We start from the raw sequence: 12,838 nt of genomic DNA on the forward strand, positions 1-12,838 counted from the left end.
CCGGTACGCACCCCATAAGCAGCGCCGAACTTGGCCATCCACACAAACATAATGATGCAGAGCTCCTGCGCCCACGCCATACTGAATGACAGCAGCCAGTCCTGCAGACCGGGAATGTCCAGCCCGGTCAGATAACGGTGGACCACTGCCGCAAAAATAATGAGGGTTGCACCACCAATCAGTAGGGTGATCAACCACTCTTCAAGCCGGTCAAGAAATTTCATAATAATCTCCGGAGCAACCGCCCTGTAAAGCCAGGGCGGTTGTGGTCTACAAGGGTGAGTCCCTTACTTCTTCTTGGCAGCAGCCTTGCTCGGGGCGGCCAGGTCTGCGTAGACCTGCTGCAGCAGTTCTGGCCCGATACGCGGTGCCATTTCCTTATGCACCGGCAGCAGTGCTTTCTTGAAGGCTTCACGCTCGGCCGGCGTCAGGTTGTAAACCGCTGTTTTGCCCGACTTCTTGACCTTTTCCAGATCCTGGTCGTTCTGATGCTTGGCAATGCGGTTAGCAAAGGCGGTCGAATCGTTCATTGCCTTTTCAAGCTGCTCACGCACATCCGGAGCCAGACCGTCCCAGAACTTCTTGTTGACGATCACGGCATAACCCAGATATCCATGTTCGGTCATTGCCAGGTGTTTCTGAACTTCATACATCTTCTGGGTGTAGAGGTTGGAGATCGGGTTTTCTGTACCGTCCACAACGCCCGTTTGCAGCGCTTGATAGACTTCGGAGAACGGTAGGACTTGCGGCAACGAACCTAATGCACGCATCTGGGCTTCCAGAACCTTGGAAGACTGGATACGCATCTTCTTGCCCTTCAGATCAGACGGCTGTTTGATCGGCGTGTTCGCCGAGAAGGACTTGAAACCATTGTCCCAGTAGGCCAGACCGCGAATACCCTTGGGCTCCAGCTTGGCCAGAATCGATCTTCCAATCGGACCTTCAGTGATTTTGTGCAGCTGATCATAGTTGTCGAAAATGTACGGCAAATCGAACATTTCGAATTCCTTGACACCCAGCGGTCCGAACTTGGCCAGTGACGGAGCCAGCATCTGCACAGCACCCAGCTGCAGGGCTTCCATTTCTTCCTTGTCCTTGTAGAGCGTGCTATTGGAGTAGACCTCCACCTTCACCTTACCCTTCGTGTATTCCTCAGCCTTCTTCTTGAAGTACTCCGCCGCCATCCCCTTGGGGGTATCGTTGGCGACTACATGGCTGAACTTGATGACGATCGGCTGCTGAGCCATCGCCCAAGTCGAACAGGCAGCCAGCAGGGAGACTGCCAGCAGTTTCATCTTTTTCATTCCGATGCTCCTTTGGTTGGTGATGCGCTTTTATGATCAATGCAGCGGTCTCAGTGCTGTCATTGCTCCTTATTTAGCAACAGCCATGCCAACTTCAAAACACCACTTTAAAAAACACAACCCTATGTTTTTATTATGTTTTATAGCAAAGGGCGTTATGCGGCGCCCGTGCCGCCATCCGATCATTCGGAATCGCGCCCATTCTTTTCTGATTTTCCGGAAATGAACGACTTAAAGACAGATCGGTTGCGCTACTTGCCACATCACATCGTTCTCAGCCAGACCATCCATAACATCCCCCCCCTCTGCCCAACCAAGACCAGCCACCCAGATCAGTGATGCGTCTAACCACAGACCGGGTAAGCGAGGGCGCACCCAGGGTGGTACACCGCGCTCACGCAGAAGCTCGCCCAATGCCCCACGACAACGCGCCCGGGGATGAAAACGGTGACCCTGTCCTATGGCGGCGACGCGCACGCTGGAAGGCGCACACGTCGCATCGCAGACTAAAACACCATCCGGCCAGGCCTGTTGGCCGGACTGCAGCAGCTGCGCGGCGGGTAGCTTCGCATTCATCGCGGGATCCAACCAGATCCGGTCACGCCAGATATGGAGGCCTACCTCGCCCATGCGCACAAAGGTTTCACTTTCCGGCCGGGCAACCATCAACTGATTGACCAGGGTTTCTAAGCGCACGGCGGCCGGAATCTGCAAGGCGGCCTGGGCCAGCTTCACCCGCAACACATTTTTTACCGCAGCAGGCGGCAAGCGCTGTAATTGCCGGACCGACAAATGCCCGGCTTCATTGCGACACGACAACGCATCCTGCTCAGCCAGACGATCCAGCAACCCAGACTGCTCCTGCATCAACGCGGCCGTGCGTGCCAGCACCCGGACGATACCGGGAAACTGTTCGCAAACAGCCGGCAGCACTCGATGACGGATGTAGTTTCTACGAAAGCGGAGATCCCGGTTGCTCTCATCTTCGATCCATTGCAGCCGATGGGCATTGGCCCAGACTAGGAGATCGGCTCTCGGGATGTCAATGAACGGTCGTAACAGATGCTTGCGCCCTAAATGACGCTGATCCGGTGCGCCGGCCAAGCCCTGCACACCAGCACCTCGAAACAGATTGAGCAGCAGGGTTTCCGCCCGGTCGTTCTGATGATGAGCCAGACAGAGGATGTCTCCGTCAACCGCCTGGAATGCGGCATAACGGGCATCGCGGGCTGTGCGTTCGACGCCCTGACCTGTCGTATCCGCGAGCGTCACGCGCACCACGTGACAATGAACACTCAGAGGCGTACAAATCGACTGACAGAATGACGCCCACTGGTCGGCATTAGGCGAGAGTCCATGGTGGACATGGATCGCGGACAACTCGAAAGCGCACGCCTGGCGCAACTGGGCTAGGGCATGTAGCAGCACCACCGAGTCCATGCCACCGGATAAGGCGACAACAACCCGCGAGCTGCCATCGGCGCTGACACCGGTTAATGCACGGCGCAACGATAATAGAATGAGGTCAGCGCCGGCTGTCACCGCGTCACCGGCCTTCGCTCCGTCAGGCAGCGACGGTGTCGTATGCCCCGTAAGCCATCAGGCGATCAATACGACGACGCACGAGGGCATCATGATCCAGACCGTTGACCCTTGCCAAGGCGCTTTCCAGGGCTTGCTTCAGATTCTTGGCCATGCCGACCACATCACGGTGGGCACCACCCGGGGTCTCTTCAACGACTTGATCAATGAGCCCCAGGGATTTCAAACGGCCGGCGGTAATCCCCATGATTTCTGCAGCTTCCGAGGCTTTTTCTGCACTCTTCCACAGAATCGTGGCACAACCCTCCGGCGAAATCACCGAATAGGTCGAATGTTGCAGCATGAGCACTTCATCACCCACGGCAATTGCCAGCGCACCTCCCGAACCGCCTTCACCAATCACCGTAACGATGATCGGCGTTTTGAGTTCCGCCATGACCAGCAGGTTACGGCCAATGGCTTCGGACTGGCCCCGCTCTTCGGCACCAATACCGGGGTATGCGCCCGGTGTGTCAACGAAAGTGAACACGGGCAAGCCGAACTTTTCTGCCAGCTTCATCAAGCGCAGGGCCTTACGATAGCCCTCCGGCCGCGGCATCCCAAAATTTCGATAAATCTTCTCTTTGGTGTCACGACCCTTCTGGTGGCCAATCACCACGCAGGGTTCGCCGTTGAAACGGGCCAAACCGCCCACGATGGCAGTGTCGTCGGCAAATGCCCGATCTCCATGCAGCTCATGAAAATCGGTAAAAGCATTCTGGATATAGTCGAGCGTATAGGGGCGCTGCGGATGGCGAGCCACCTGGGCGCTTTGCCAAGGCGTCAGCTTGGCATAAATCTCGTTGGAAAGTACACGTCCCTTTTCGGCAAGGCGCTCGACCTCTTCCGAAATATCAACGCCGGACTCTTCCTGCATGACACGAAGCTCATCAATCTTGGCTTCCAGTTCGGCAATAGGCTGCTCGAAGTCGAGAAAGGTAGTTTTCATCGGCGGTGATTCCTAAATCTTTAGTTGATCGCTATTTTAGCAGAGGGCGGCCATACCCGAGGAGGTGGAACCGGTTAGCCCTGCCCATCTGCCACAAAGGGGTTGTCCATCCGCTCATCCCCAAAAGTCGACATGGGGCCATGGCCCGGAATGAAGCGTACATCATCGCCGAGCGGGAAAAGCTTGTCACGAATCGAACGAATGAGCTGTTGGTGATTCCCTTTGGGGAAATCCGTCCGTCCGATGGACTGCTGGAACAGAACATCGCCAACCATCGCCAGACGAGAGGGCGCATGGTGAAAGCAAACGTGGCCGGGGGTATGACCGGGGCAGTGAATCACATCGAGGGTTTCACCACCGACCGTGACGGTATCGCCGTCATGGAGCCACCGATCCGGCTCAAACGCCTCTGCATGTGGAAAACCAAACTGTTTTGATTGGTGCGGCATGCCCTGAATCCAGAACGCATCTTCTTCCTGCGGCCCTTCAATCGGCACGGATCGACGTTTGGCGAGTTCTGCAGCAGCTCCTGCATGATCGATATGGCCGTGGGTAATCAGAATCTTTTCCAGAACGATGCCCCGGCGGTCCAGCTCGGCCTCAATACGTTCGATATCGCCACCGGGATCCACCACGGCGCCTTTGTGGTTCTCGGGAGACCAGATCAGTGTGCAATTCTGTGCGAAGGCCGTAACGGGCAAAACAGCAAACTCGAGTTGTGACATCGTCGATCATCCGGGGTTCGTGGCAAAATACGTTGTTGCCACCATTTTGCCATGCTGTAACCGTTATGGTGCGCCACCTACTCTGACTTTAGGATGACACATGCCATTGAGCACGCTACCCGACATTGATTCGCCTTTTGCCTGGGCTGCCCTATTTATTTTTGTGACTGCAGCGCTGGGCGGCGATTTCATGGCTTTACGCCAGCAAGGTAATCGGGTCATGGGCTTTAAAGATGCATTACGCTGGTCTCTGGCATGGATTGCGCTGGCCCTGGTGTTCTGTGCAGGTCTCTGGTTTGCTCTGGACCTTTCGGATGGTCGGGCCATGGCCAATGTGAAAGCCGGCGAATTTCTGACGGGCTATCTAATCGAGAAATCTCTGTCGGTAGATAACCTGTTTGTTTTCCTGATGCTCTTCAACACGTTCAAGGTACCTTTGCCACAGCAGAAAAAAGCGCTCATGGTCGGCATTATTGCTGCGATCGTGCTGCGTATTGTGCTGATCCTGGTTGGTGCCTGGCTGATCCACCATTTCAGTTGGGTCATGTATCTGTTTGGAATTTTCCTGCTCTACACGGGCGTTAAGATGGTCATCGCGGATGAGGCAGAGCCCGACCTGCAAAACAACGGTCTGCTGAGGTGGATGAATAAGCATCTGACCATCACCCACGAGTACCACGGTAGCGCTCTCAGCTTTATCAAGGACGGCGCCAGAGTCTTTACGCCGCTCTTTGCGGTGGTGGCCTTAATCGGAGTGACCGATGTGATGTTTGCCGTGGATTCGATTCCGGCCATTTTTGCCGTCACCACGGATCCTTACATCGTGATGAGTTCGAATATTTTTGCCGTGCTCGGTCTACGCGCACTCTATTTCATGCTGGCCGGCATGGCAGAGCGCTTCCACCTGCTGAAATTCGGCCTGGCAGCCATTCTGGTATTCATTGGCACGAAGATGCTGATGGTGGATTTCTACCACATCCCGGTAGGCGCATCCCTGACTATCGTGCTGGCCTTCCTGCTGGTGACGATGGTGGCCAGTCTGTACATCAAGCCCAAACACCCGGGCCAGCACTAAGCCTTACTCAACCAGCGAGGCGATGGCAGAGGCCATCGCCGACTGTACTTCAGGCAGTTCGCCTAACGGTGGCAGCAAGCGGATATTGGTGTCAGGATAGCGCAATGCAAGGTCACGGAGCATCTCCGGCAACTCCTTGCGCAAATGGCCGCCCTGGGCAATGAAGAATGGCAGGATGTCGACGCTGATGGATGTCGAGGACTCGCTGATGATTTGAGAGACCAGATCCGTCAAGTTTGGCGTGAGAAATTCAAGGAATGCCACACGCACCGTTCGGTCGGTGAATTGCTGACGCAGCAGGGTCGCTACCGCTTCAACGGGCCTGGCCCATTCTGGATCCCGCGCACCATGCGCAAAAAGAATGAGTGCCGTCCGTGACATCACACATGGAGCCTATTTAATACGCTGCAGATGCGGACGGCCGGGTTTCTGTGCCGAAGTCGTGGACTGTTTGGCCGCTGGGCTATCTGAAGAGGTCTCAACGGCGGTTAGTGTCGGCTGCTCTGTCAGCCCGGAGGCTTCAACTGTCTCAATCATGGCCGGTGGTTCATATTCGAACTCCATGCCTGCGCCGTTTTCCCGTGCATAAATGCCAATGACAGCAGTGATCGGAAAAATCAACTCACGCGGCACACCACCAAAACGCGCATTCATGGTGACCCACTCATTTCCGATATCCAGGTGACCTGTTGCGGCCGGACTCAGATTGAGCGTAATCGTGCCTTCCCGTACAAAATCCATAGGTACCTGGCATTGCTCATCCACAAACAATGTCAAATAGGGCGTAAAGCCGGCATCACAACACCAGCTCCACAAGGCACGAACAAGATACGGTTTAGTGGAGAGCACGATCAGATTTTACTTGCGCATGATCTTTTCTTGCGGCGTCATCGAGTCGATGAAGCCCTGACGGCTGAAAATACGCTCGGCGTATTTGAACAGCGGTGCCGCGGTCTTGGGTAACGTGATCTCGTAGTGATCCAGACGCCAGAGCAACGGGGCAATCGCGACATCCAGCATAGAGAAATCATCACCCAGCAGATGCTTCTGCTTGTTAAAGATGGGGGCGATTTCAATCAGACGATCACGGATCTCGCTGCGGGCTTTATCCGCCGTTTTGAGATTACGCTCGATCGGTTCGATGAACGAAAAAATCTCGCGTTCCATGCCATTCAGTAGTTGGCGGGCCTGGGCACGCTGAACCGGATCTGGCGGCATCAGCTGCGGGTGCGGGAAGCGCTCGTCGATGTATTCGTTGATGATGTTCGGTTCATAGAGAATCAGATCACGTTCTACGAGTACCGGCACGCGGTTGTGCGGATTCATGACGGCCAGATCTTCCGGCTTGTTCATCAGATCAATATCATGGATCTCGAAGTCCATCCCCTTTTCGAACAGCACAATCCGGCAGCGGTGGCTGAAGGGACAAACGGTTCCCGAGTACAAATGCATCATGATCAAGGCCCTCTAAAAAAAGATCGGGATCGATAATCGACCCCGACCCTATGGCGTTTGGACGCCAGTTTGTTACTTAGTGAATGTCTTTCCAGTAGTTCTTTTTGAGCGCATAGGCCGAAACGAACAGGACCGCCAGGAAGATCAAAACACCAAAACCGATAGACTTGCGTGTGCCAGCACCCGGCTCACCCATCCACGTAATGAACGCGGTCAGATCGGCAACCTGCTTGTCGAACTGTTCCGGCGTCAACTTACCCGGTTCTGCCAGAACCAGTTTCTTGTGCTCGACGCCCTTGTCATCCTTGGAGACTTCCAGAACCTGGACGCCCTGCAGTTCCCACAGCACGTTCGGCATGCCGACGTTCGGGAAAACCACATTGTTCCAACCCGTCGGACGCAGGTCATCCTTGTAGAAGCTACGCAGGTAGGTGTAGATCCAGTCCGATCCTGTGCCGTGTGCTGAAGACATGGCACGCGCTTCCAGCGTCAGATCCGGCGGTGCGGCGCCAAACCACTTCTTGGCTTCGCTCGGACGCATGGCGATCTTCATGGTGTCACCGATTTTGTCACCGGTGAACATCAGGTTATCTTTGATCTGCTGCTCACTCAACCCCAGGTCCAGCAACTTTTCGTAGCGGATGAATGAAGCACCATGACAGCTCTGGCAGTAATTGACGAACATCTTGGCACCGTTCTGCAGGGCAGCATTGTCACCCTGCAGGTTCGGAGCCTTATCTAGATGAACGGCATCGCCGCTGGCGAAAGCCAGCGCGGGAACCATCAGTACTGCAGCAATAAGATTCTTGATTTTCATGATTGCTTTTCCCGTTAGCCTTTCACACGCTCAGGCGGCATGGTGTATTTATCGATCTTCGTATACCAGGGCATTGCCAGGAAGAAGCCGAAGTAAATGACGGTACACACCTGAGATACCTTTTCACCCCAGTAGGAAGGCGCTTGCGTGCCGAGGTAGCCGAGGATGAAGAACGCAATCAGGAACAGGGTCAGCGCGGTCTTGAAGATCGGGCCGCGGTAGCGGATCGACTTCACCGGGCTACGATCCAGCCACGGCAGGAAGGCAATGATCACGACTGAGGCCCCCATGCCGACCACACCCCAGAACTTGGCATCAATGCCGAGGATCGGCCAAACAATCGCACGGAGCACCGAGTAGAACGGCGTAAAGTACCAGACCGGCGCGATGTGCGGGGGAGTCTTCAGCGGATCCGCCTGGAAGAAGTTGTTGTATTCCAGGAAGTAACCGCCGCCTTCTGGTGCGAAGAAAACCACGATACAGAAGACGAACAGGAAGACAACCACACCGACGATGTCCTTGACTGTGTAGTAAGGGTGGAACGGAATGCCGTCGAGCGGATGACCGTTGCTATCAAGTTTTTCCTTGATCTCGATACCATCCGGGTTATTTGAACCCACTTCGTGCAGCGCTACCAGGTGTGCAGCAACCAGGCCGATCAGGATCAGCGGTACAGCGATCACGTGCAGCGAGAAGAAACGGTTCAGGGTGGCATCACCGACAACGAAGTCACCTCGGATCAGGGTCGACAGATCCGGGCCAATGACGGGGATCGCACCGAACAGGTTAATAATGACCTGGGCACCCCAGTACGACATCTGGCCCCACGGCAGCAGATAACCCATGAAGGCTTCGGCCATCAGGCACAGGAAAATCAGCGTACCGAACACCCACAGCAGCTCGCGCGGCTTGCGGTACGAACCGTAGAGCAGACCACGGAACATATGTAGGTACACAACGACAAAGAATGCCGATGCGCCTGTCGAGTGCAGGTAGCGGATGAGCCAGCCACCCGGAACATCACGCATGATGTATTCCACACTGGCGAAGGCAATCGGAATACCGCTTTCGTTCAGGTTGGCATCCGGCTTGTAGTTCATGACCAGGAAAATCCCGGTCAGGATCTGGATCACCAGCACGAGCAGGGCCAGCGATCCGAAGAAATACCAGAAGTTGAAATTCTTCGGTGCGTAGTACTCGGTCAGGTGACCCTTGATGGTCGATGTCAGCGGAAAACGGGCATCAATCCACTCAAGAACATTGCCGCCCACACTACCGTCGGACTTGTACTTTTCGAAATGCTTGTTGCTGGCCATCATCAGGCTCCTTTGCTTTCGCCGATGACCAGGCGGGTATCGCTCAGATAGGCGTGCGGCGGAATTTCGAGGTTGGTCGGCGCCGGTTTGTCCTTAAAGACACGGCCAGCCAGGTCAAAGGTCGAACCGTGGCACGGGCAGAGGAAACCGCCCAGCCAATCGCCCGGCATACCTTGCGAGGCGCCTTCGGCAAACTTCGACGATGGAGAACAGCCTAGGTGCGTACAGATACCAATCGCAATCCAGATGTTGTCCTTGATCGAACGATGTTCGTTCTTACAATACGCAGGCTGTTGGTCTTTTTCCGAATTCGGATCAGCAACAGCGTCGTTCAGCTTAGGTAACGTACCGAGCATCTCGGGTGTGCGATTCAGGATCCATACCGGCTTGCCTCGCCATTCCACCACCATCATCTGGCCGGGTTCCAGCTTGCTGATATCGGCCTCGACCGGTGCACCCGCTGCACGAGCTCGTGCAGATGGCAGCATGCTGCTGACAAAAGGCACCAGCGCGGCAACCGCGCCCACACCCCCAATCGCCGCTGTGGTTACGAGTAACCGGCGACGGCTGGGATCTACTTTCTGCTCAATGCTCATGGATATGTCCCCAGAGTGTTCAGACTTCAGACTTAATTAATTTTTAAGATTATACGCAAAGACTGTTCAGGATTCCAGCCGTCGGCGCTCTCTTAACGCTTGGGCCAGTGTACCGCTGTCAACAAACTCAAGTTCCCCGCCGACCGGCACCCCTCGAGCGATCCGAGAAACCTTGAGCCCCTGCTTTTTGAGTAATTCGCTGACAAAATGCGCTGTTGCCTCGCCTTCGTTGGTGAAATTGGTCGCCAGGATGACTTCCTGCACGACGCCATCTCCAGCGCGGGCCACCAGCTGGTCCAACCGCAAATTACGCGGCCCAAGACCGTCCAATGGGGAAATACGGCCCATCAGCACGTAATACAAGCCGTTATAGGACTGGGTTTGTTCGATCATATTCAGATCGACGGGTGTTTCAACCACACAAAGTACGGACGCATCACGCCGGTCTGACTGGCAGCGTTCGCAGACTGGCGTTTCCGTGTAGGTGTTACACCGCTCGCAATGCCGTATTCGGTTGATGGCCGAATCAAGGGCAAACCCAAGTCGTGCAGCCCCCTCGCGGTCATGCTGCAGGAGGTGATACGCCATGCGTTGCGCCGATTTTGGCCCAACGCCCGGCAGACAGCGCAGCGCCTCGATGAGGCTTTCGAGGGTTGCCGACACGTATCAGAAAGGCAGTTTGAAGCCAGGCGGCAGGTTCAGGCCAGCCGTAAAGCCGGACATTTTAGCCTGCGAGGTTTCTTCGACACGGCGAACAGCATCGTTCACGGCGGCGGCCAACAGATCTTCCAGCATTTCTCGATCATCCATGGCCGCCGGATCGATGGCAATGCGACGTACCACATGCGCACAGGTCATGGTCACTTTGACCAGACCAGAGCCGGCCTGACCATCGACCTCGACATCGGCCAGTTCTTCCTGAGCCTTCTTCATCCGATCCTGCATCTGTTGGGCCTGCTTCATCAGACCACCAATCCCTGCCATGCCACCCATACCACGCATACTCACACTCCTTGTTCGGTTAAAGAGGATCAACCCGCCACGGGACGAATCGATCCATCAATCAACTTTGCATCAAAAATATCAATCATTTCCTGCACCAGCGGGTCGCTCTCGATCGCTGCCACGGCATGATTCTGCCGCTCTTCTGCTGCTTCCTTTTTCAGCACGGCCGCCGTCACACCCACCTGATCGACCACATCAAACCGGAGGCGCACCGTACTATCCAGCACCTCACCCAGCATTTGCTGCATGCGCTGTTCAGAAGCCGGCATCAGCAGCTGACGATGCGTGGCCGGCAAATTCAACACGAGCAGACCATCACCAAAGGATTGAAAAGCGCTATGTTGCGCCAATTCACGGGCCATACCCTTCAGCCCGAGCTTGTCCACCACAGTCGGCCAGGAGGCCGCATCCAGCACCACCTTCGCGGACGTAACAGGCGCTGGCGCAACGACCGACGATTCCGTAACTAACGCCTCGGCGTCAATAGCCGCAGAGACGGACGCGGAACTCGGGCGCACATCTCCGGAATTGACCGCACCGGCATTATTCGAACTTGATACGCCCGGATGCACCGCCAACAGCCTCAGCATGGCCATCATAAAACCATGCGCGGGGTCCGGTGCCAGGCGCAAGTCGGCACGTGCCTTAGTGCTGATCTGATAGATTAGCTGTACAAATTGCGGCGAACACTGAGCGGCCAACTGGCCGAGCCGCGTGGCATCATCCATAGCCAACGAAGAAAACTCCTGCGCACCTTCAGGGGCATCAAACTGGACAAGCTGTAAGCCCACAGCCAACCGAGCAAGATCATCCAGGGCAGATTCGAAAGATTGAGAGGCTGCGGCCATTTGCTGGCAGATCGTGCGGAGTGTGGCAACATCACCAGCAATCAATGCGGTCAATACATCCAACATTCTTGACATATTGGACGTACCAAGCATCTGCGATACCTGCACGAGATCCACGCTACCCGCGCCATGGGCAATGGCCTGATCAAGTAAGGACAAAGCATCACGAACGCTACCACTTGCGGCTCGGGCGATCAGATCCAGCGCCTTGGGGTCTGCCTGCAGGGCCTCACCAGTCAGCACATGGCTCAAATGTGACGCTAGCAGCTGCGGTGACAATTGACGCAGATTGAACTGCAGACAACGAGAAAGCACCGTGACCAGAATCTTCTGAGGATCTGTCGTCGCGAGAATAAATTTGACATGTGCAGGCGGCTCCTCCAGCGTCTTGAGCATGGCATTAAATGCATGCGCCGTCAGCTGATGGACTTCGTCAATCATGTAGACTTTATAACGGCCGACACTCGGAAGAAAGGTGGCCTGCTCGAGCAACTGCACCATCTCGTCAACACCGCGATTCGATGCGGCATCCATTTCGATATAGTCAACAAAACGGCCAGCATCGATTTGCTGGCAAGCGGAACAAACCCCACACGGGGTTGATGAGACGCCCTGTTCGCAGTTCAGGGCTTTAGCGAGAATCCGTGCAATCGTTGTTTTACCAACGCCACGCGTACCTGTCAGCAGGTAGGCATGGTGCAAGCGATTGGCGTCGAGTGCGTGGGTTAACGCACGGACTACAGAATCCTGGCCAACCAAGGACTCAAACGATTTCGGGCGCCACTTGCGCGCGAGGACCTGGTAGCTCATGGTGGATTCTTAGAAAGAGGGAGGTGGCGAGCCTAACCCCCGGCACTTGCGTGAGTCGCCTGGGCTGCTTCCTTCCGGACCTGACCCGGTCAACGACCGAACAATGCGAGGAGACCCGCCACGCGAAATTCTACCAGCCCCAATGGGCGATTCGGAAGCACCCTATAAAAAATTCATGATTCCGATCGAATGAATTCTCAAAAGAACACACGTCGTCATTGAGAACTTCAAAAGTAAAAACCCCATCCCTCTAAAGTGGAGGGATGGGGTTTTTAGAATGGGGTGCCTGGCGGTGACCTACTTTCGCGAGCGAAGTGCTCACTATCATTGGCGCTCACTCGTTTCACGGTCCTGTTC

15 protein-coding genes and 1 other RNA gene are annotated in these 12,838 nt (G+C 55.4%); 1 reads left to right on the forward strand and 15 read right to left on the reverse strand.

The window, feature by feature from the left end; all coding sequences use genetic code 11:
* From AC3GOJ_RS09625 to AC3GOJ_RS09645, 5 genes are all read right to left on the reverse strand, one after another.
* On the reverse strand, nt 1–227 hold a 227-nt coding region (locus AC3GOJ_RS09625; RefSeq protein WP_488237266.1), incomplete at its 3' end, for a TRAP transporter small permease.
* Between the two features lie 60 nt (nt 228–287).
* A complete protein-coding gene (locus AC3GOJ_RS09630) occupies nt 288–1,304 on the reverse strand; it encodes a TRAP transporter substrate-binding protein (protein WP_488237253.1) in 1,017 nt (338 codons plus the stop codon).
* Nucleotides 1,305–1,535: 231 nt separating this feature from the next.
* Nucleotides 1,536–2,846, reverse strand: a complete 1,311-nt coding sequence (gene tilS, locus AC3GOJ_RS09635; protein WP_488237254.1) for a tRNA lysidine(34) synthetase TilS — start codon at nt 2,844–2,846, stop codon at nt 1,536–1,538.
* A gap of 22 nt (nt 2,847–2,868) precedes the next feature.
* Entirely contained in the window at nt 2,869–3,834 is a 966-nt protein-coding gene (locus AC3GOJ_RS09640; protein ID WP_488237255.1) for an acetyl-CoA carboxylase carboxyltransferase subunit alpha, read from the reverse strand.
* 74 nt (nt 3,835–3,908) lie between these two features.
* The gene (locus AC3GOJ_RS09645) at nt 3,909–4,559 is read right to left on the reverse strand and encodes an MBL fold metallo-hydrolase (protein WP_488237256.1); all 651 of its coding nucleotides are present in this window, start codon (nt 4,557–4,559) and stop codon (nt 3,909–3,911) included.
* Between the two features lie 100 nt (nt 4,560–4,659).
* Here AC3GOJ_RS09645 and AC3GOJ_RS09650 point away from each other — a divergent pair, with 100 nt between their 5' ends.
* Nucleotides 4,660–5,634 (forward strand): TerC family protein, encoded by a 975-nt coding sequence (locus AC3GOJ_RS09650; RefSeq protein WP_488237257.1) that lies wholly within the window; start codon nt 4,660–4,662, stop codon nt 5,632–5,634.
* A 3-nt stretch (nt 5,635–5,637) separates the two neighbouring features.
* Here the strand turns inward: AC3GOJ_RS09650 and AC3GOJ_RS09655 are convergent, their stop codons facing one another.
* The 10 genes from AC3GOJ_RS09655 to ffs all read right to left on the reverse strand — a co-directional run bounded on the left by AC3GOJ_RS09655 (nt 5,638) and on the right by ffs (nt 12,601).
* On the reverse strand, nt 5,638–6,015 hold the full coding sequence (locus AC3GOJ_RS09655) for a sirohydrochlorin chelatase (protein ID WP_488237258.1): 378 nt from the start codon (nt 6,013–6,015) through the stop codon (nt 5,638–5,640).
* Between the two features lie 12 nt (nt 6,016–6,027).
* Nucleotides 6,028–6,483, reverse strand: a complete 456-nt coding sequence (locus AC3GOJ_RS09660) for a ClpXP protease specificity-enhancing factor (RefSeq protein WP_488237259.1) — start codon at nt 6,481–6,483, stop codon at nt 6,028–6,030.
* A gap of 9 nt (nt 6,484–6,492) precedes the next feature.
* Entirely contained in the window at nt 6,493–7,089 is a 597-nt protein-coding gene (locus AC3GOJ_RS09665; protein WP_488237260.1) for a glutathione S-transferase N-terminal domain-containing protein, read from the reverse strand.
* 76 nt (nt 7,090–7,165) lie between these two features.
* Nucleotides 7,166–7,906 (reverse strand): cytochrome c1, encoded by a 741-nt coding sequence (locus tag AC3GOJ_RS09670; RefSeq protein ID WP_488237261.1) that lies wholly within the window; start codon nt 7,904–7,906, stop codon nt 7,166–7,168.
* A gap of 14 nt (nt 7,907–7,920) precedes the next feature.
* Nucleotides 7,921–9,222, reverse strand: a complete 1,302-nt coding sequence (locus tag AC3GOJ_RS09675) for a cytochrome b (protein ID WP_488237262.1) — start codon at nt 9,220–9,222, stop codon at nt 7,921–7,923.
* Between the two features lie 2 nt (nt 9,223–9,224).
* On the reverse strand, nt 9,225–9,818 hold the full coding sequence (petA, locus tag AC3GOJ_RS09680; RefSeq protein WP_488237263.1) for a ubiquinol-cytochrome c reductase iron-sulfur subunit: 594 nt from the start codon (nt 9,816–9,818) through the stop codon (nt 9,225–9,227).
* A 66-nt stretch (nt 9,819–9,884) separates the two neighbouring features.
* On the reverse strand, nt 9,885–10,481 hold the full coding sequence (gene recR / locus AC3GOJ_RS09685) for a recombination mediator RecR (protein WP_488237264.1): 597 nt from the start codon (nt 10,479–10,481) through the stop codon (nt 9,885–9,887).
* A 3-nt stretch (nt 10,482–10,484) separates the two neighbouring features.
* Nucleotides 10,485–10,811 carry a YbaB/EbfC family nucleoid-associated protein gene (locus AC3GOJ_RS09690; protein ID WP_488237267.1) on the reverse strand — a complete coding sequence of 109 codons (327 nt, stop codon included), beginning with the start codon at nt 10,809–10,811 and terminating at the stop codon, nt 10,485–10,487.
* A gap of 38 nt (nt 10,812–10,849) precedes the next feature.
* Complete coding sequence (gene dnaX / locus AC3GOJ_RS09695) at nt 10,850–12,481, reverse strand: DNA polymerase III subunit gamma/tau (protein WP_488237265.1); 1,632 nt, start codon at nt 12,479–12,481, stop codon at nt 10,850–10,852.
* Between the two features lie 22 nt (nt 12,482–12,503).
* An RNA gene (gene ffs / locus AC3GOJ_RS09700) (signal recognition particle sRNA small type) lies at nt 12,504–12,601 on the reverse strand.
* Nucleotides 12,602–12,838: the final 237 nt, after the last annotated feature.

It is taken from the genome of Fluviibacter sp. (assembly GCF_057744235.1).

Coding starts and splice junctions, on each gene's coding strand:
- AC3GOJ_RS09640 (WP_488237255.1), bottom strand. CDS start 3,834: ATGAAAACTACCTTTCTCGACTTCGAGCAGCCTATTGCCGAACTGGAA.
- AC3GOJ_RS09650 (WP_488237257.1), top strand. CDS start 4,660: ATGCCATTGAGCACGCTACCCGACATTGATTCGCCTTTTGCCTGGGCT.
- AC3GOJ_RS09690 (WP_488237267.1), bottom strand. CDS start 10,811: ATGGGTGGCATGGCAGGGATTGGTGGTCTGATGAAGCAGGCCCAACAG.
- dnaX (WP_488237265.1), bottom strand. CDS start 12,481: ATGAGCTACCAGGTCCTCGCGCGCAAGTGGCGCCCGAAATCGTTTGAG.
- AC3GOJ_RS09630 (WP_488237253.1), bottom strand. CDS start 1,304: ATGAAAAAGATGAAACTGCTGGCAGTCTCCCTGCTGGCTGCCTGTTCG.
- AC3GOJ_RS09675 (WP_488237262.1), bottom strand. CDS start 9,222: ATGGCCAGCAACAAGCATTTCGAAAAGTACAAGTCCGACGGTAGTGTG.
- AC3GOJ_RS09655 (WP_488237258.1), bottom strand. CDS start 6,015: ATGTCACGGACGGCACTCATTCTTTTTGCGCATGGTGCGCGGGATCCA.
- AC3GOJ_RS09645 (WP_488237256.1), bottom strand. CDS start 4,559: ATGTCACAACTCGAGTTTGCTGTTTTGCCCGTTACGGCCTTCGCACAG.
- AC3GOJ_RS09670 (WP_488237261.1), bottom strand. CDS start 7,906: ATGAAAATCAAGAATCTTATTGCTGCAGTACTGATGGTTCCCGCGCTG.
- AC3GOJ_RS09665 (WP_488237260.1), bottom strand. CDS start 7,089: ATGATGCATTTGTACTCGGGAACCGTTTGTCCCTTCAGCCACCGCTGC.
- petA (WP_488237263.1), bottom strand. CDS start 9,818: ATGAGCATTGAGCAGAAAGTAGATCCCAGCCGTCGCCGGTTACTCGTA.